Annotated in this window: 13 protein-coding genes and 2 pseudogenes; 8 read left to right on the forward strand and 7 right to left on the reverse strand. The window is 40.4% G+C overall.

Going from position 1 to position 18,597, the window contains the following annotated elements; all coding sequences use genetic code 11:
• Window positions 1-19 precede the first annotated feature (19 nt).
• A complete protein-coding gene (locus BVU_RS07575; RefSeq protein ID WP_011965207.1) occupies window positions 20-1,675 on the forward strand; it encodes an IS1182 family transposase in 1,656 nt (551 codons plus the stop codon).
• 293 nt (window positions 1,676-1,968) lie between these two features.
• Here the strand turns inward: BVU_RS07575 and BVU_RS07580 are convergent, their stop codons facing one another.
• The 4 genes from BVU_RS07580 to BVU_RS07595 form a co-directional block, all read right to left on the reverse strand.
• A complete protein-coding gene (locus BVU_RS07580) occupies window positions 1,969-3,165 on the reverse strand; it encodes a hypothetical protein (RefSeq protein ID WP_011965208.1) in 1,197 nt (398 codons plus the stop codon).
• 12 nt (window positions 3,166-3,177) lie between these two features.
• Window positions 3,178-3,525, reverse strand: a complete 348-nt coding sequence (locus tag BVU_RS07585) for a helix-turn-helix domain-containing protein (RefSeq protein WP_005845035.1) — start codon at window positions 3,523-3,525, stop codon at window positions 3,178-3,180.
• A 44-nt stretch (window positions 3,526-3,569) separates the two neighbouring features.
• A complete protein-coding gene (locus tag BVU_RS07590; protein ID WP_011965209.1) occupies window positions 3,570-4,955 on the reverse strand; it encodes an AlbA family DNA-binding domain-containing protein in 1,386 nt (461 codons plus the stop codon).
• Between the two features lie 77 nt (window positions 4,956-5,032).
• On the reverse strand, window positions 5,033-5,872 hold the full coding sequence (locus BVU_RS07595) for an AraC family transcriptional regulator (protein ID WP_005845038.1): 840 nt from the start codon (window positions 5,870-5,872) through the stop codon (window positions 5,033-5,035).
• A 110-nt stretch (window positions 5,873-5,982) separates the two neighbouring features.
• On the opposite strand from BVU_RS07595, the gene BVU_RS07600 reads away from it, so the two are divergent.
• The 4 genes and pseudogenes from BVU_RS07600 to BVU_RS07610 all read left to right on the forward strand — a co-directional run.
• Complete coding sequence (locus tag BVU_RS07600; protein WP_005845040.1) at window positions 5,983-6,579, forward strand: sugar O-acetyltransferase; 597 nt, start codon at window positions 5,983-5,985, stop codon at window positions 6,577-6,579.
• 4 nt (window positions 6,580-6,583) lie between these two features.
• Window positions 6,584-7,222 carry an HAD family hydrolase gene (locus BVU_RS07605; RefSeq protein ID WP_005845042.1) on the forward strand — a complete coding sequence of 213 codons (639 nt, stop codon included), beginning with the start codon at window positions 6,584-6,586 and terminating at the stop codon, window positions 7,220-7,222.
• 44 nt (window positions 7,223-7,266) lie between these two features.
• Window positions 7,267-7,507, forward strand: a pseudogene (locus BVU_RS22705) (hypothetical protein).
• A pseudogene (locus tag BVU_RS07610) lies at window positions 7,461-7,730 on the forward strand (hypothetical protein); the annotation flags it as partial. The pseudogenes BVU_RS22705 and BVU_RS07610, both read left to right, overlap by 47 nt.
• A 637-nt stretch (window positions 7,731-8,367) precedes the next feature.
• Here BVU_RS07610 and BVU_RS07615 read toward each other — a convergent pair.
• Entirely contained in the window at window positions 8,368-10,770 is a 2,403-nt protein-coding gene (locus tag BVU_RS07615; protein WP_005636783.1) for a S8 family peptidase, read from the reverse strand.
• Window positions 10,771-10,783: 13 nt separating this feature from the next.
• Window positions 10,784-11,743, reverse strand: coding sequence for an AAA family ATPase (locus BVU_RS07620; RefSeq protein WP_005636785.1), 960 nt, complete (start codon window positions 11,741-11,743; stop codon window positions 10,784-10,786).
• Window positions 11,744-12,066: 323 nt separating this feature from the next.
• Here BVU_RS07620 and BVU_RS07625 point away from each other — a divergent pair, with 323 nt between their 5' ends.
• Window positions 12,067-12,930 carry a toprim domain-containing protein gene (locus BVU_RS07625; protein WP_005636787.1) on the forward strand — a complete coding sequence of 288 codons (864 nt, stop codon included), beginning with the start codon at window positions 12,067-12,069 and terminating at the stop codon, window positions 12,928-12,930.
• 96 nt (window positions 12,931-13,026) lie between these two features.
• Here BVU_RS07625 and BVU_RS07630 read toward each other — a convergent pair whose 3' ends face one another.
• Window positions 13,027-13,806 (reverse strand): DUF4121 family protein, encoded by a 780-nt coding sequence (locus BVU_RS07630; RefSeq protein WP_032558345.1) that lies wholly within the window; start codon window positions 13,804-13,806, stop codon window positions 13,027-13,029.
• A gap of 416 nt (window positions 13,807-14,222) precedes the next feature.
• Here BVU_RS07630 and BVU_RS07640 point away from each other — a divergent pair, with 416 nt between their 5' ends.
• On the forward strand, window positions 14,223-15,521 hold the full coding sequence (locus BVU_RS07640) for an ATP-binding protein (protein WP_005636793.1): 1,299 nt from the start codon (window positions 14,223-14,225) through the stop codon (window positions 15,519-15,521).
• Between the two features lie 11 nt (window positions 15,522-15,532).
• Complete coding sequence (locus BVU_RS07645; RefSeq protein WP_171030713.1) at window positions 15,533-18,388, forward strand: TOTE conflict system archaeo-eukaryotic primase domain-containing protein; 2,856 nt, start codon at window positions 15,533-15,535, stop codon at window positions 18,386-18,388.
• Window positions 18,389-18,597: the final 209 nt, after the last annotated feature.

The raw sequence follows: 18,597 nt of genomic DNA on the forward strand, positions 1-18,597 counted from the left end.
AAGCATAACATTTTATACTATGACAAAGATACATTTTCGTCCTTACAATCCCAACCAAACAGTGCTTTTTCCTCCAAGAATTGACGAGGATATTGCAGAGCATGATCCAGTTCGGATGGTTGACGCTCTGGTTGAGAGCCTGACCCTTGAAAGTTTCAGGAAGTTGTATAAGGAATGCGGGCGCAGCCCTTACCATCCCAGGATGATGCTCAAGGTCATTCTGTATGCCTATATGAACAACATCTACTCCTGCCGGAAAATCGAAAAGCTCCTTCACCGTGACATCCATTATATCTGGCTTGCCGGATATGAGAAACCGGATTTCATTACCATCAACCGTTTCCGCAACCGGGTGAAGAATGAAATCAACGAGGTGTTTACCCAAACCGTACTCCTTCTCTCTTCCAAAGGCTTCATCAGCTTGAATGTGGAATACATTGACGGGACAAAGATTGAGTCCAAAGCCAATAAGTATACTTTCGTCTGGCGGAAAACGGTTGAGCGGAACCGTGAACGCCTGATGAAGAAGATACATATCCTGCTAGGGCAGATAGACAATGTCATCGCCCAGGAGAACTCATCGGAAAGCAATGAGGAGATTGAGTTCACTCCGGCCATGCTGACTGAAATGGCAGGAGAATTGCGTCAAGCACTCGAACAGGTTCCTGAACCCTCCACGAAAGAGGAAAAGACTGCGTTGAAAAAGAAACGCAAACAGCTGAAGGAGTTGGAAGAGCACAGGGACAAGCTACAGGAATACGACAACCGTCTGGACACGCTGCAGGACAGGAATTCCTATTCCAAAACGGACAATGACGCTACTTTCATGAGAATGAAGGAGGATGCCATGCGTAACGGCCAGACAAAGCCCGGTTACAACCTCCAGATCGGCACCGGGAACCAGTTCATTACCGACTTTGCACTCTTCCCGAACCCTACGGATACACTGACCCTGATACCTTTCCTGCAATCCTTCTCAAGCAGATATGACAGGCTGGCCCATACGGTGGTTGCCGATTCCGGCTACGGTTCTGAGGAGAATTACCGCTTCATGTCAGAAAACGGTATGGAAGCCTACGTCAAGTACAACTACTTCCACATGGAACAGCGGCCGAGATTCAAACCGGACCCGTTCAAGGCGGAAAACTTCTACTACAATGAAGAACAAGACTTTTGTATCTGCCCCATGGGACAGAAGATGCAAAGGATAGGGACTAGACATGTGAAAACAGCATCCGGATATGTCAGCGAAAATGCCAGGTACAGAGCCATCAGATGTGAAGGCTGTCCGCTAAGATGCCGATGTTTTAAAGCAAAGGGGAACAGAACGATAGAGTTGAATCACAGACTCAGAAAATACAAGCAAAAAGCCAAAGAGTTGCTCTGCTCAGAGGAAGGGCTGAAACACAGAGGACAGAGATGCATAGAACCGGAAGCCGTGTTCGGACAAATGAAAAACAATATGAATTACAAACGTTTCCGCCATTTTGGAAAGGATAAGGTCTTCATGGACTTTGCCTTCTTTGCCATTGCCTTCAATATAAAAAAGATGTGTGCAAAAATGACTAAAGAAGGTATGGATTGGCTGATTAGACCGTTTTATGAGCTTACAGTTGTTCTATTTAGATGTTGCGAACGCATAAATCAAAGAAATCCTCAAAATATCGCAGCTTAAAAAAATGAGTCGATTTTTATAGTCAATGAAAAAAAGAAGGCGCATCGTGTATTACGACACACCTTCTTACTGTCTTTTTTTCTTTAAGGTGGTGCTACCAGCAACCGAAAACGGGTTGTTATGACACTATCTTTCAGTAAGTTGTATCTTTGCTACGATGTAAGTCCCTTGAATAAGGTTTTCACAGCTTTGCACCGTTCAACACAAGTTTGTATCTTGGGTACGATTTCTGAATGCAAAGATAAGTATTATTATATGAAAGCAATATTTTGCTCTTCATAATTTGAATACGGTTATCGTTTTTTCTTCCAATAAGGTTTAGTCCAAAAAGAGTACCCTGAATTGCGATAGCTTCGTTCTGGAACAGCAGCCTGTAATATTCGATCCATATCATAAGAATTGAGATAATTGTCCTTTTTAGCTATGAAAGGATTAAGCCAATCAGCTTTCTCTCTAGCCCATTGTATCTTTGCTAGCAGTTCATCATCAGTTTCACCATCTTCAATTGCATGGTTCTCAAATGCATTAATATATTCTCTTAAAATATTAGTTTTTCGAAAACGTTCAGCAGAGTATAATAGGTCTTTAAAGTCTTCTAGCTCTTTTCTTTTCTCTTCTTCGAATTCTTCTCTTTTTCGTTCTTCTTCTTTACGTCGCTTTTCTCTCTCTTCTGCTTCAATACGTTCTGTCTTTCTATTATCTGCTTCAATCTCTAGGTATGCTACTATACTAATTATTTTATCTTCGATTTTAGTATAAGCCGTATCATGAACTAGTGTTGGGCTATGAAAGCTCGAACTATGATAAATATAAAACTGTAATTCGCCAGAAAAGATATTATTATTGTTATCACAGCGATTACTGCTATTAGGATTTTGCTTTTTTCTTTCAGTTAATCTTATTTGAATTTCCTCACCATCAACAATGGCATAGGTCTGATTGTCTTTGCATTTAATACTATGTCCTCTAAAAATTAAGCCTTTTATAATTGTATCAAAAATAGATAGTGCTCTATCTAGCATATTCTCAGAAACATAGAGGTCTAACGTTTCTCTTATTTTACTTTTATAGGGATTTTTCTTTAAATATTGATTTTCTGATCGCTGTCTGAATTTTTCTTTTGTGTCGATTATTAGAGGATTTTTAGCATATAAGACTTCTGGAACCTTAAAGCATGAAATATCACCACTGCAAATTTCCAGTTCACGTTGCTTGTATGGATTTACGGATTTCTCCATTTCTACTTTAGGTTCTTTGGCTTCTTGAAGTGTTGTTGATTGAGTTGCGTTTGTTTCCTCTTGTTGGAACGGTAGAGGTGTGACTTGCTTACCATATTTCAGTTTTGCCCAATACCCCAAAGGTGGTGTGGGTATATTCATCGATTTACAGCGTTTTCTTAAACCATTATCTGAAAGACCAAAACGTTTACATATGGTTGTCATTGGCTCAGACCATACTAAGTCATATAATTCTTTGCGTGTCAGTTCCATACTGATTGAGTATTAGTAGTTTCTCTTTGATGTATATTTTTCTTGTAGAGTAGCAACACGTCCCTTCTCAACCCATTTAATTAATTCGTCCTCAAAGAAATAAACTTTGTTTCCTTGTATATAATGAGGTATGGTTCGGCTTCTGACCATTTTATTGATGCCATTTTTAGTTTGATTTAGAATTTGACATGCTTTTTCAATATTTATAGGTCTGTGCTTATCAACCCCTAAACCTAATTGTGACTCTATATGTTCAAGTAAAACTCTCATTTCAGCAATTTCATTTATAAGATAATTTACTGCTTTAGGAGTGTTTTGCAAAGTCAACTCCTCTTTATTGATTGTTTCATCAGTATTCATATGCCAAACAGTTATATTGATTAATAATGCTATGATAATGTAGCTTACTGTTGATTTATAATATAATACCCCCCCGTTTTTTGTGCCCCCCTAAACTCAATTAAACCTGATTTAACTAAAGAATTTAAGTGGCGTTTTGCTGTTGGAATACTTTTCTTTATTAATTCTGCAATCTTGGACGAATTGAGTCCAGGATATTTCTGGATTATCTTTAAAACTTCTTTCTCCTTGCTATTTACAGTATCATTTACAGTATCATTTACAGTATCATTTACAGTATCATTCTTGATACTGATACCTCTTTTGAATATAACCGTAAACATCCCGTCCGTATGAAAATCAGGCTCAGGAAGATTGGCTTCTTTCATAGCTTCTTGCATACGGGGAATGCCGGATGCCACCCTTTCAACCAAATGCATACGGGTAAACAATCCAAAGATTAATGGGTTGCGTGTCATGCTCTTGTGTCCGAAATCTTTAGCTACGATAGGCAAAAGCCCTCCGGGATTAGAAACCTCTACCCGGTCATCAAACATTTCTATTGTAATGGTTGCTCCCTGTTCGTAATAATCACGATGTGAGAGAGCGTTAATAATGGCTTCTTTAAACACAGTAAGAGGAATTTCCCAAATTTCTTCTCTTGGTCCTGCTCCCTCAATTTTATAAGCTACTTGCAGTTTACTTTCTAGCCATGCCATAGCCTGCAAATATTGTTGGTATAGTGGACCGCCAAAGGTTTTATCATCAATGATATATACTTTGGTTGTTCCTTTGAAAAGGACACATCTTGTTACTGCGTGTGGAAACTTTCGTTCAGGTTGTTTCCCAAAGAACATGGCTGTTCCATTCTTGGCTACTCCGTTATCCGTAAACAGTTCCAAATTCTCAAATATCTGTTTGTTGGCAGTCGATGGACTTAGCTTTGCTTCCGTGCGAAAGTCTTTTATCGCTTGTTCATCTGCATCTGTGTAAATGTTGAACCACGAACAAGGGATAGCATCAAAAAATATTTTGTTGCATTCCTGAAAGAAACTGCGCATTTCTTCGACAGTACGAAGTTTCTGTGAGTTTGCTCCCTCACGCACAAAGATAGAACCGGAAAATATATAAGGTTTATCTTTCCCTGATGGAACATCAATTACCCAAACTGTCTTATCCTCGATATTTACCGCATACATATCACAATGGAGAGCTGGAGATATTTCACTGATAGAGCCTTGAATGGCTGAACGTTTGTCATTTTCCAAACCTGTACCAATAATCTGTCCGTTATCATCTACGCCGATAAGCAAATATCCTCCGTCAGCATTAGCGAAAGCGCAAATTTCCTCTGTTAGTTCACGAACTTTTGAAGGTACACGAACTTTAAACTCTACATTATAGCCTTCTCCGCTATCGATAAGTGATTGTATGGTTTCTGTATTTGTCATAGACATCTATAAATATAATGCAAAAATAGTCATTTCTATTGTTTTAATAACTCTAAAAACAAGGATATATATATGGTTTACTTCAAATTGTTCTTTCTGAAATTAGAGGGGCTGCATCCTCTATACTTTTTGAAAAACTTATTAAGATGGCTCTCATCGGTAAATCCCAATTCTTCAACGATTTCACAAATTCTCATTTGACTATGTAATAATCTATTTTCTACTAACTTTAGTTTGTAGTTTAAAATGTATTGCTGCATAGTTTCATTAGTATGTTTTTTGATATATCGTCCTAAATAATTCTCCGAAATGCCAAAATGTTGGCTTATATCTTTTGCTCTGATTTTACCTGTTTTATAGATGTTTGCTTGAATATACTGCAATATGTCAAGCGATTTGTCCTCAGAGCATTCATCCACCTGTTCAGGCAAGAACATTGCGATATTGCGTGCTACCACAATAATAATCGTATTAATTATTTGTGTTATAATCTCCTTGCTGTATAAATTTCGGTTAATATATTCCCTGATAATCGCTTCAATCATGGGTTTCACCAATAGCTTATCTACTTTATTTCTTAGTATACAACCGGGTTGATGATTAGCATGTTGAAGAATAAACTCCAGTCTTTGGATATTTTCAGCACCGAAAACAGAAGAATGTATATATATGTCGTTAAACTTGATGTCGACAAACTTAGTTGTTGTATGGATTTCGAAAGAATGCGTATCTCCGGGAGTAATCATAAACAAATGTCCGTCATGATAAGGAAACATATTGTTGTTAATCCATTGGATGCCTGTTCCTGAAAGAATATATACTAATTCAAAAAAGGTATGTTCATGCTCTTTTAGCAAGGATTCGGCAAGCTCGCTAAAACTAATTTCGAATGGTTGATGTAGGTTTTCTCTTTTCATGCCATAAATATAGCCCTAAAAAACGGATTAATACCAAAATAACGAAAAATAATACCTAAAATTAGCCGAAAAATCGGTATAACTTTGCAATATATTTAAAATTATAGCTTATGAAAACTGAAATGGAAAAATGTTTGGCAGGTGAATGGTATGATTGCCACGACCCGTTTTTTATGGATTTGAAAAGTAAAGCTCATCACTTGTTGATGAAATATAATTCTTTGCCGTATGAACAAAAGACTGAAAAATATGCCGTACTAAAGGAAATGTTTGGAAGTATAGGCGCAAATGTTTCTGTCGGTCATTCGTTTATATGTGATTATGGATGCAATATACATATCGGTGATAATGTCACCGTAAATACTGGTTGTACATTTGTCGATTGCAATAAGATTACCATAGGGAACAATGTGCTGGTAGCACCTAATGTACAAATCTATACGGCAACTCACCCGGTAGAGTTTAATGAACGACTTGTATTGACAGAAACCCCGGATGGCTGTAAGTATGTCCGTCGAACTTTTGCCCTCCCTGTCATGATAGAGGATGGCTGCTGGATTGGCGGTGGAGTAATTATTTTACCGGGAGTGACAATAGGGCAAAAATGTGTGATTGGTGCAGGAAGTGTTGTAACCAAAGATATTCCGGCAAATAGCTTGGCGGTAGGAAATCCTTGCCGGGTGATACGGAAAATCAATCAAATGTAAGGTTATGATTAAATTAGTAGCCTTTGACTTAGACGGTACAATCGGAGATACAATTCCCATGTGCCTCAAAGCCTTAAAAAAGGCAGTAACTCCCTATGTTACTCTTAATGATGTATCCGAAAATGATATTTTAGAAACTTTTGGACTAAATGAAAAAGGGATGATAAAAAAACTTGTTGGTTATAATTGGGAAAATGCTTTGGATGACTTCTACGTGATATACGAACAAATGCATATAATGTGCCCTCGTCCTTTCGACGGTATAACAGAACTGATTGAGAAGTTAAAAAAGAAATCTATTCTTATTGCTTTGGTTACAGGAAAAGGAGAAAAGAGCTGTGCGATAACATTACGTCAATTTAATATGGACACGTGTTTTGATAAAGTAAAAACTGGAAATCCTTTCAAAAATAATAAAGCAGAGAATTTTAGGGAACTGCTCGCAGATTATAAATTACAACCGGATGAAATGATATATATAGGTGATACAGTTTCAGATATTGTGTCTTGTAGGGAAGTTGGAATACGATGTTTATCTGCTTCATGGATAACTTCTTGCTTAGATGCACAAAAATTAGAAGCTCACAATGCTGGGAATGTTTTTTATTCAATAGCTTCACTTGAATGCTATTTAATGGGATGACAAATATATGTGCTTAATAAAAAAACATTTAGTATTTCTATTGTATGAACAAAATATCAGATTTGAGTTTCTTTCGATTATTATCGGAATGCTCACAACGTAAAGTTTTCGGTATCAGAGTTTATGGAAGCTATTGAGGAATTGGCTATTCATTTGGCTGATTTCAGTATCAGCGAACAGGATAATAGCGTTTTATTACGCTATTTTTCATTCGGATTACATAGACTTAAATCGTATCATGTACGGTTTGAGCAAGAAAAAAATGCCTTATTTGTATCCCATTGATGAAGCGATTGGGCTACTGAACAATGAAATACGCCTTGTGGAATGGCGTATCAAGTACCCGGAGCAATTCAAATCACACTTTAACAAACAACCTTTTTCCCCTCTTTATTTGGCAGACAAAACAAATCTGATTGATATAATGGAAATTATCAGCGGTTTATTCCTTTCCAAACATATCGTCTATAAAAATGATAAACCTACTTTCTTGTCCGACTTGTCTAAAGTTACAGGCGCATAATCTATGTTTACTGCCTTTTTCATTTTTTCTATTTCTTCGTTCATTGTACCGAGCAGGGTACGCATTTCCGTCTCTTTTCCGAATACCCGTTTCAGGAGAAGTTTTGTCTTCAGAATGAAGAACAGGATGTTCATTGTTCCTGATCCCTAAGCTCGTATACCTCGTCATCCAGTCTATATTGTTGTATTTGCGTTTTGTGAGAAAACAAAAAATCCTGATTCCGTTTGGAAATCAGGATTTTACTGCCTTTTTTTCTTCAAAGTGGTGCCACCAGAAATCGAACCTTTTGCTTCGGCTTATTCTAACTCCTTGAGTGACTGTACATTTATTACTTTATCTTTTATGAAAGCCATTGAATTAGCATCACACTAAATTCATCGTTTTTCTTGACTAATCTTGTAATCTTTATCTCTTTGACGTTGCAAAGATAAATAAAAGGTTCGATTTCTGCAAACTAATGCATATTTTTTTGCCTGTTTTTGTCAACGATGCTGTTTATATCTATAGTCTCTGCCTACAGTGTCATTGAAACAGTAATTTGTATCTGATGTAAATAAAGACGTTGTGTTTCCGTATATGCTTTATTAATAATCAAGTGCTTATTAGATTTTTTCTTTATTTCCTATACTTCTTGCATTATTTGTACTCCTATTCTATTACTGATAGCCGTTTCTACGGCATCGTAAATTTCAGTTTTCGTTGTCTCTATTGATACGATAAGTGAATATTTGATAACATTATCAACATTAGCTAATTTCCTTTCTTTCCACCATCCTTGGCCTGGATAAACAATTATCTGCCCACAAGAAGCCAATTCAGCGGCCGTACATTCGATCCAGTCAGATTGTACAGTACCTTGTTCTCTTCGTTGTTGTTTGATGGTCCATCTGTTAGTATCATTGTCAGTTCTCTTTTCTCCTTCACTTTTATTTCTTCTGCAAAGAAACTCTTCCATACTCTCGCTTGCACTTTTCAAGTCGAAATGCAGCGTAGCAGATGGATAACGATACTTGTTGCTTCTTCCCGCATATCCAGGAGACGGCTTTACATAATAAGATAGTGTGATTCTTATTTTTACATTTTCTTCTCCCATTTGTTCCAGCACCTCTGTTGGCCAAGGCAAATCATAAAAGTGCAATTGATTATAGGTGTTTGAACCATCTTTTTCCCAATAGGGTATTAACTCATTTTCAAATATAAACGTTGCATATTTTTCATTACTGAATAAGGCCGTCTCTTCATCAGGAACACCATAGCCGCATAAAGGTATAATATCCTTGATATTACCGATACGTATCATTTCCGGTGTCCATTTGGCAGAATGTACCATCATGCCACGAACAGACAACATGGAAAGAGTTGGTGTTGCTGTTTTTATTTTTGCCGCAAGACGTGTCGCTAATGCTGTAGCCGCACTTGTAGCATGGAACTGTTCCAATGATTCCGCCAAATCTTGGCAGGTAGTAATCAAACTTAAATCAGGATGTGTCGTTGTTTGAAAAACAGGATGATAGGCTATATTACCTCCTTCCATGACTATTTCAGGCTTATTGCAACCATTTCTCCAACTCCACGAACTTCTTGACATGGGTGACAGATTCCCTGGAGCTGCCAGTGCCTTGTAGCTTTCATCTGTTACTATCGTTTTCTCCGTATATGCTCCGACTGTTAATGCGTTCCATGCTTGAGCCGGACTTTGTACAGCATTGGCTTTGCAGGACTCCAGATAATTTGTGGCATCTACTTCAGGGGGCTCAATGTTGCCCGCTGAAACGAGCACTAAGCGGTCACACTTGCCATTATGGTATATGCTTTCATCCAATGACGCAGAACTTGACGTTGACTTTCCGTCATACGATGTACCATCAGTTACAGCCATACATTGTATAGACGCCCCCATAGCCTGAGCCTGATAGATAGCATCTTCAATTACCGCTCCATAGAAATCCGGATCTGTTGTATGACCGTTCTCTACAATCTTCACGGAAGCCAAGTCCTGTTCTATGATTATCGGACCTCCATGTCGATAAGTTATATCCGTCAAATCTCCATAAAGCATAAGTCCGGCCATACCTGTACCATGGTCACTGTGGTCTGTTGTATCCGGCACGCTGATAGCACTTTTCATTCTGTCATTAGGAAGAGCAGGTGCCAGCAGTTTATGGGCATTGTTGACGCCTGAGTCCAACAAGCCTATTCTTGTACTGTCTTTATCAAGCGCAAATTGGATTTCTCCTTCAATCAGTTCACTCCACTCGCGACTTTCGCTCCGATTTTTTATAAGTATCGATGGCTGATGATAGGGACGCACTCCTTCTATATAACCGATAGATAGCGGTAATTCACATAACTGTTGTTTGGTTGCTTTTATCATCCAAACATCTACTCCATCAAAATCCAAATGATTTTTACCTGCTTTTAAGATAGCAAGTTTATCCAAGACATCTGATAATTTTACTGTGTCATATTCCTTTGTTTTAGTTATCCACAACTCAAATAAAAAGGCCTTATTATCAGGTAGTTTGTCGAAATCTTCTATAGATGTATAGAGCGCATGTATATCTGCCGGCTTAATGGCGTTGATAGGTTCAATCAAGCCTGTATTTTTAGGTTTGCCTGTTTTCGTATTATACTTTTCATCGGCATACTCGTCTGCCTTCTTGCTCAGCCAATCTTTTTTCTCATTTTTGATATATACGGTTACATCAACATTTCCGTCACTTTTATCTTCAGAGATTTTCAGAATGGATGCTCCACTACTTTGGGCTAACTTTTGGGGAACCAATTTGGGAGACATGTCAAGGTTTATATACACACCATCCGCAGACGGTAAACCACACTTTTCCCTTTCAGAAAGAGCCGTGATGGCAGATTCAACGACTGCATTATAGCTTTCCTTGATAAATGCAGCATGTTCTTGTCTGTTCCTTTCAGGAATAACAGGTGGTGGTACAACCTTTGCTCTTGGCGTGAAAGAACGGGGTTCTGCTATTTGGTTACCTAAGAAAAAATGTTCCTTTTGCATATTATCTCCTTATTCAACTTATTTCACGACAAAGTTGATTCCGTTTGTCAACGACCATCTTTACCAATTCTATATTCATTGGCACATCATTTAACAAAGATTCTTTGAATATATCAGAACATACCATTTTTATCTCTGCATGGCTCATACCTTCAAACAGAGGTGCTGCCATGGAATAATCAAGTTCTTTAGCCGCATATAGATATTCACGCAACAGATGAATACGTTGTCTGGAGTCTGGCAAGCGATATTCAATAACGTCATCAAAACGTCGAAACATCGCTTTGTCTATCGAATCAATGGCATTTGTCGCTGCAATAATGAAACTGTCTGATGAGTCACGTTCCAACAATTGAAGAAATGTGTTGAGTATTCGGCGCTGTTCACCTACTTCATTTTCCATTCCACGCTGAGCACCGATAGCATCGAATTCATCAAAAAGATAGACTGCAGGAACCTCATCTATAAAATCAAAGATACGGCTAAGTTTCTGTCCTGTCTCACCCATGAATTTTGTAACGACTTTCTCTGTCCTCACAATAAATAAAGGAAGATTCAACTCTTTAGCCAATACTCCTGCTGTCATAGTCTTGCCTGTCCCAGGTACGCCATAGAGCAATAATTTGCGGCGGTTGGCAAGTCCATATTTCCTAAGTTCTTCTCTCTTTGTAAATTCTTTGATGACTCTTTCTATCTTTTCTTTCAATGCTTTGTCCGTCACCATATTTTTCAGGCAATCGTATGTCTCGACTTGAAGCAATAAGTCATCCACATCTTTATTACGTGGAATAAGCTTTAAAGCACTAAAAGATGTTTTTCTTTGACTTAAAAGCTCCTGGATGGTTCTTGCTAATACTGCATGACCATTCTTTGCCTCTACAGCAGAAATCTGGAGAGCAACTTTTCTAAATTGTGCATCATCGTTATTCAGATGATTACGTATCAAAGACAATATTTGGTCTGCATTTGCCATCTATAAATCAATAATTATTGATTTGCAAAATTACTATTTTTTCGTCTAATTCCCTAATATATTATCAAATATCACCAATGTCGCCAAACTTTTTGAGGAATGTTTATAGTTTGTATAACAGATTTATGATTTAAGGAGTGTATGTAAAACACACAAATAGTAATGGAGATGATAAATCATATGGTAACATGTTTTTATATTAGGTTGCTTGTCGTCTGATGACTTTTGATGCCATCTGATGACACTGTTTTGTCTGTTTCGGGTATAAAGCGGTTCTTTGTCCTATGTGTTAATCGTGAATTAATTCATGAAAAAGATATGTCATGAACATGCAAGAAGCAAAGAACATCAGGCTTGTTGATTTTTTAGCCGGATTCGGACATGAACCGGTAATGCAGCGTGGGAACAGCGTATGGTATAAATCGCCCTTCAGAACGGAAAAGGAGGCCTCTTTCAAGGTAGACCTCCATAAGGAACTGTGGTATGACTTCGGACTGGGAAGGGGTGGGGATATTATAACGTTGGCCAAGGAGATTTATCGGACACAGGACATAAGCCATGTGTTACGGTGTATTGAGGATAAAAGGACGGTTTTGAAACCGGTTACTGTATCCTGCCCTTTTGAAAAAGCGTATCCCGCCTTTCAGGACTTGAAAATCACTCCTCTTGCCAACCGGATACTGCTTACCTATCTGGAGGAAAGGTGCATTGATACGGAAACGGCCCGAAAAGTATGCAAGGAGGCTCATTTTAATCGGAACGGGAAGAATTATTTTGCCATCGCTTTCCCTAATATTTCCGGAGGGTACGAAATCAGGAACAGGTATTTCAAGGCTTGTATCGCTCCCAAGGACATCACCTGTATTATTAGCACGCCGGAGAGCAGGATTTGCTATATTTTTGAGGGGTTTATAGATTTTCTGTCTTTCAGGCTGGCTTTTCCATCTTTGGAAGAGGGGGATTATATAGTGTTGAATTCTGTCAGTAACTTACAGAAGGCTTTTTCTTTCCTTTCACGATATGACGGCATCTGTTGCTGTCTGGACAATGATACCGCCGGAAAAAATGCGGTGCAGGCATTAAAGGACAAATACGGAATCCGTATATGCGATCTTTCGCATGAATATTCCGAATATAAGGATCTGAATGAATATCTGTGCGGGAAAAACAATCAGCTCCATATATAATAGAGGTATTGAAAAGACTGTTTGATGATATATCCTTATTTTTATCCTGCCGCATGTGGCAGGAAGCAGGGTGATTTTTAATGTGGCGATACTGTGTTAATAGTAGAATGTGGTCAGATGTGTTTTATGATCTTTTACAATCTTTACTTTCTGCATCTGTCCGTATATTTCACGCACGGATACCGGACAGTTCATCTTTTCCCACTCTTCCGGGGAAATCCTCATATCGGAATGCCTGAAACATAGTATGACCATCTCCTGGGAATCCTCTTCTACGAATATGAAACCTTCATGGTCATTGACAAACTGCTTGAGTCCATCCTCATCCTTACAGGATATTTCTCCGATGTACATATCCCCGCCCGACCGGGTGTTTTTGCGGATATGGATTTTGAACCATTCCTGACTTTCCGGCTGTTCAGGTGCGCCACATTCCCACAGGGCTACTTTCGCATCGTAGTAAACTTCCCCGTTTTCACATGCCCCGTAATGTCCCCAGTGCTTGAAACGGCCGGTAGTCCAAGTCTTGAACCTTACATCACCGGTCTTTATCAGCACGCACTCGCCGCCATGCATATCGCATTTGATGCCCTTCTTATCCCAGGACACGAATGGGACACGGGAGAAATTCCGGAGCACAATGTTATCTCCATACACGGCATCTACGAAGAACGGCCGGGAACGTTCACCGTATCCAGAAATAAAGAACAGGCTGTCACCTGTACGGGGATATCGGTTGGAACGTGTTTTTTCGATGTGTTCCACCATTGTGTTCACTTTCTCTATGTCTTCCCGGACAAGCCCGTGTATCCGGTCATACCAGTAGTTCAAACGGATGAATGTTTCCTTGCAATACTTGTTTTTTGTTTGAATCATGATCTTTTTTATTTTATGGTTAAACATGCCCGGCTTTGGTAAAGCCGGTATTTCTTTTCTTACATGCATCCGTTTGTCTTTTGCCCTGATTGTGCAAGGCTTGGCGAAAAAATACCGCGGCGAAGCGAGGATGATTTTTTCAGCCAACCGGTCCGAAGGACCGCCTTGCACGATCAAGGGCAAAAGGCTACCTTTGCAGGTAAGAAATAGAAATGCGGAACATTGCTTGATTCTAAGGTGGAAAAACTTTAACCCGCTAACCTGATATATCTATCAAAAATTCTTTGCTATCCTCTGAAAAATGTAATATTTCCCTTGGATTATCATCGAAAAAGTGTGTTATATATTGGTTCCTATCCTCGAAAAAATGTATCTTTGCAAGAAACAAGTGAATAATTCTTATTTTGAAGGAATCGATGAAACGGAAGATTATACAACAGTTGAAACTTTGGAAAGATAATCCTGCGAGAAAACCTTTGATACTGTTAGGTGCTCGTCAGGTTGGTAAAACTTGGGTGATGAAACATTTTGGTCTGACTGAGTTTGAGAACGTAGCCTACATCAACTGTGATGTCGAGCCACTGGCCAAGGAGTTATTTGCAGCCGACTATAACATCCCCCGTATTTTGCTGACACTTCAGGCTATCACAGGAACGAAGATTGAAGCAGGAAAAACGTTGATTGTATTCGATGAGTTGCAGGAGGTGGAACGGGGATTGCATAGCTTGAAATATTTTCAGGAAAATGCGCCTGAATATCATGTGATGGCGGCTGGCTCCTTGTTGGGAATTACTTTGGGGAAAGGTCAGTCCTTTCCAGTGGGTAAGGTAAATGTAATGCATCTATATCCGATGGATTTTGAAGAATTTCTGATGGCTGCCGGCGAAACTGATTTGTGCGATTTGTTGCATCAGCCCGATTGGGAAATTTTAAAGATTCTCAGTTTAAAATATGTTGATTTGCTTCGCCAATACTATTATGTAGGTGGCATGCCTGAAGTGGTGGATTGTTTCTTTCAGCATCAAAACTTGCAGGAAGTACGTGACAAACAGACTGAAATCCTGGATGCTTATCGGCGGGACATCTCCAAGCATACGACACCTACTGAAAGTATACGTATCGGACAAGTGCTGCAATCCTTGCCTTCGCAGTTGGCCAGGGAGAACAAGAAATTCATCTATAATGTGTTGAAGAAAGGAGCCAGAGCTACGGAATATGAACTCGCCATTCAGTGGCTGATGGATGCAGGTCTGGTACATAAAGTCAGCCGGGTAAAAGAGCTGCAGATGCCTGTCAAATTTTACGAAGATCTGGGTGCCTTCAAATTATTCCTGCTTGATTGCGGTCTTTTAGGTTGTATGACCGAGGCGCCCGCCAGCCAAATGCTGGTAGGAAATAATGTATTCAAGGAGTTCAAGGGCGCTTTTACCGAACAGTTTGTCTTGCAGCAATTAGTGGCCCAAGGCTTTTCGCCCTATTATTGGAGCAGTGACAAAACACCTGCGGAGATTGACTTTGTGGTACAGACGGAGCATCGCGTGATACCTGTGGAAGTGAAAGCCGAAGAGAATGTACGTGCGCGTTCCATGTCGGAATATATTAAAAAACATCCCGATTATCAGTTGAAAGGACTGCGCATCTCCATGATGGGTTATCAAGATCAGGGTTGGATGGAGAATATTCCGCTGTTTGCCATTACGAAGTTCTTTGGATGAATGGTACTTTTATGGATATGAGATACACCTATGAAGAACTTCGGGAGGCTTATCAAAACCTTCTGAAGGAGAACGCTGTTTTGAATCAGGAGATTCAGCGCCTCAAAAGCGGGAATGCAGGGGGAGCTGTCGGATGTAGCACACTTCTCCCAAAGGAACAGCCAGATGTCCGCCTGTCTTTAGAGGAGAAGGTAGCTTTGTTCAGGAGTCTGTTCCGAGGTAGGGAAGATGTATTTGCCCGACGTTGGTATAGCCGTACGTCCGACAAGTCCGGATATCAGCCGGTATGTCTGAATGAATGGAATCGGGCATACTGTGACAAGAAGAAGTTTAAGTGTGCGGAATGTCCCCACCGCCAATTCAAGGCACTTTCCTATGAGGATGTGTATAAGCACTTGGAGGGAAAGCATCCGGAAGGGGGGGATGTAATAGGGGCATATGCTATTCTTCCTGATAATACTTGCTGCTTCTTATGCGCCGATTTCGACGATAAATCCTGTGTCCATGGCTATCAGACTGATGTATTGGCCTATGTGAAGGTTTGCAAGTCATGGGGAATACACTGTTATATGGAACGTTCCCGTTCAGGTAATGGAGCCCATGTCTGGATTTTCTTCGGGCAACCTGTACCTGCCGTAAAGGCAAGGAAGTTAGGCTTTGCCTTGTTGACTCATGCCATGGAGCGGAACGTGAAGTTGACTTTCAAGTCTTATGACCGTTTATTTCCGAATCAGGATTATCTCCCGGAGGGTGGATTGGGGAACCTGGTTGCTTTGCCTTTGCAGGGGCAAGCCCGTAAACTGGGCAATAGCGTCTTTGTCGATGAAGACTTTGTAGCCTTTAAGGACCAGTGGAGTTATCTGCAGCAGGTCGTTAAGGTTTCAGAGGAGGAAGTGGATGTCCTTCTTCAACGGAAAGGGCTCTCAACGGATATAGGCGGATTATCCACCACCAGTGAGAATGTTCCTTGGAAAGTGCCCGAAGTGCAGGCTGTCACCCGATATGATTTCCCCAAAACAATGAATATTGTCCGTTCCAATCGGATTTATGTGCCGTTGAAGGGCGTTTCAGGGAAAGTGCTGTCACATCTGAAGCGGGTCGCTTCGTTCAGGAATCCGGAATTCTATGCTAAACAAGGAATGCGCCTTTCTACCTATAATATACCGCGTGTCATTTCCTGTGCGGAAGTTCTGGAGGATTATCTGGCATTACCTCGGGGCTGTGAGGATGCGGTGTTGGAACTGTTAAATGCCAATGAGGTAGCTTATTCCATTCAGGACGAGCGGGAAAAAGGGCAAGTTCTTATGGTACATTTCAAAGGGCAGTTACGTGAAGAACAAGCCGAAGCCGTACGCATACTGATGCAGCATGATCAGGGTATCCTGAATGGAACAACAGCTTTCGGCAAAACCGTAACAGCCATCGGCCTGATAGCAGAACGTAAGGTAAATACCTTGATTCTGGTACATACAAGGACCTTGCTGGAACAATGGGAGGTGCGGTTGGAGGAATTTCTGGAGTTGGAATATCCGGTAGAAGAAGCCGTTCCGAAGCGGGGAAGGAAAAAGTATTTTTCTCCCTTTGGTACGTTAGATTCCAAAGGAAACAGCTTGCATGGATGGGTAGATGTCGCCCTCATGCAATCCTGCTTGACCGATGAGGGGGTAAAGTCTTTCGTCCGCCGGTACGGCATGGTGATTGTCGATGAGTGCCATCATGTTTCTGCGGTCAACTTTGAGCAAATCTTGAAATCGGTTCCTGCCATGTATGTGTATGGGTTGACAGCTACTCCCATTCGGAAGGACGGCCATCAGCCTATTATTTTTATGCAGTGTGGGCCGATACGCTATTCGGCAGATGCCAAAAGTCAAATAACCAGGCAGACTTTCAAGCGATGGCTGGTGCCTCGGTTTACAGCGTGCCGGGACCTTTTAGATGAACCGCCAATATACGCGCGAATCGTACAATCCCTTGCTACGGATGAACAGCGGAATGCACAGATTGTGGAAGATGTGCGTATGGTTCTGGCAGACGGACGGACACCGATCGTGCTGACCGCGCTCACTTCACATGTGGAGCGGCTGGGGCTGCTGCTTTCTGTATATTGCAGGCATGTCATTACCTTGGTGGGTGCCGAATCCATGAAGGAGAAGCGTGAAAAGATGGAACGGTTGGCAGCGCTTCCTCCAGAGGAGCCTTTGGTGATTGTGGCAACCGGACGTTATGTAGGTGAAGGCTTTGATTATCCTCGTTTGGATACCCTATTCTTGGTTTCTCCTGTTTCATGGAAAGGCATTGTGGCACAATACGCCGGACGTTTGCACCGCGAGTATCATGGAAAGACTGATGTCCGCATTTATGATTACATCGACATTCACTTGCCATTGTGCGACCGCATGTACCAGCGCAGGCTGAAAGGATATGCGGCTATTGGCTATCAGTTGTTAGAGAAAGGAGTGCTTGTAACCGGTCATCATACGCAAAGTATATTTTCAGGTAATAACTATCTGTCCCCCTTGGTTGAGGATATAGCTCAAGCCAGACATACCGTAATTATCTCTGTAACGAAAACCGGATTGAAAAAGCGTTCTCAATTAGGAATCGCCTTGAAGGAAGCTATGCAGCGGGGAGTACAGGTGGTTGTGTTCGTGAGAAACAAGACTGAAGAAGCAGAGTGGTTGCAAAGGGAGGGTTTGACGGTTCGTGTATCCGAACGTTTGACCTTTCAATTGGTGATGATTGATAAAAAAAAGATGTGGTATGGCAGCATCAATTATATGGGTTATGCCACGGAAGAAGAGTGCGCAGTAAGGTTTTCTGATGAACACTTGACGGCGGAAATGCTGGATGTGTTGTATGGTGAGTGAGCAGATTTTGGGAGGAGAGAGTTTGCATCAACAATGGTAAGTGTTATACTGATGAGAAAGTTACTCATACAAGATGACCGATTTATCATAGCCCCATAAAGTTTCGGCCTGTTATATCAGAAATTCTTGATAATAAGTGACATTATATTGAAGATTAAAGCGTAATTATGATGCGTTATCAGTACAATGACAGTTAAAAATAGAGATCG

This window comes from Phocaeicola vulgatus ATCC 8482 (assembly GCF_000012825.1).
Lineage (GTDB): Bacteria > Bacteroidota > Bacteroidia > Bacteroidales > Bacteroidaceae > Phocaeicola > Phocaeicola vulgatus.

What these genes read in the sequence shown, in the direction of transcription:
- BVU_RS07630 (WP_032558345.1), bottom strand. Translation starts at nt 13,806, where the DNA reads ATGATTCAAACAAAAAACAAGTATTGCAAGGAAACATTCATCCGTTTG.
- BVU_RS07585 (WP_005845035.1), bottom strand. Translation starts at nt 3,525, where the DNA reads ATGAATACTGATGAAACAATCAATAAAGAGGAGTTGACTTTGCAAAAC.
- BVU_RS07595 (WP_005845038.1), bottom strand. Translation starts at nt 5,872, where the DNA reads ATGAAAAGAGAAAACCTACATCAACCATTCGAAATTAGTTTTAGCGAG.
- BVU_RS07645 (WP_171030713.1), top strand. Translation starts at nt 15,533, where the DNA reads ATGGATATGAGATACACCTATGAAGAACTTCGGGAGGCTTATCAAAAC.
- BVU_RS07620 (WP_005636785.1), bottom strand. Translation starts at nt 11,743, where the DNA reads ATGGCAAATGCAGACCAAATATTGTCTTTGATACGTAATCATCTGAAT.
- BVU_RS07605 (WP_005845042.1), top strand. Translation starts at nt 6,584, where the DNA reads ATGATTAAATTAGTAGCCTTTGACTTAGACGGTACAATCGGAGATACA.
- BVU_RS07580 (WP_011965208.1), bottom strand. Translation starts at nt 3,165, where the DNA reads ATGGAACTGACACGCAAAGAATTATATGACTTAGTATGGTCTGAGCCA.
- BVU_RS07625 (WP_005636787.1), top strand. Translation starts at nt 12,067, where the DNA reads ATGAACATGCAAGAAGCAAAGAACATCAGGCTTGTTGATTTTTTAGCC.
- BVU_RS07640 (WP_005636793.1), top strand. Translation starts at nt 14,223, where the DNA reads ATGAAACGGAAGATTATACAACAGTTGAAACTTTGGAAAGATAATCCT.
- BVU_RS07600 (WP_005845040.1), top strand. Translation starts at nt 5,983, where the DNA reads ATGAAAACTGAAATGGAAAAATGTTTGGCAGGTGAATGGTATGATTGC.
- BVU_RS07590 (WP_011965209.1), bottom strand. Translation starts at nt 4,955, where the DNA reads ATGACAAATACAGAAACCATACAATCACTTATCGATAGCGGAGAAGGC.
- BVU_RS07615 (WP_005636783.1), bottom strand. Translation starts at nt 10,770, where the DNA reads ATGCAAAAGGAACATTTTTTCTTAGGTAACCAAATAGCAGAACCCCGT.
- BVU_RS07575 (WP_011965207.1), top strand. Translation starts at nt 20, where the DNA reads ATGACAAAGATACATTTTCGTCCTTACAATCCCAACCAAACAGTGCTT.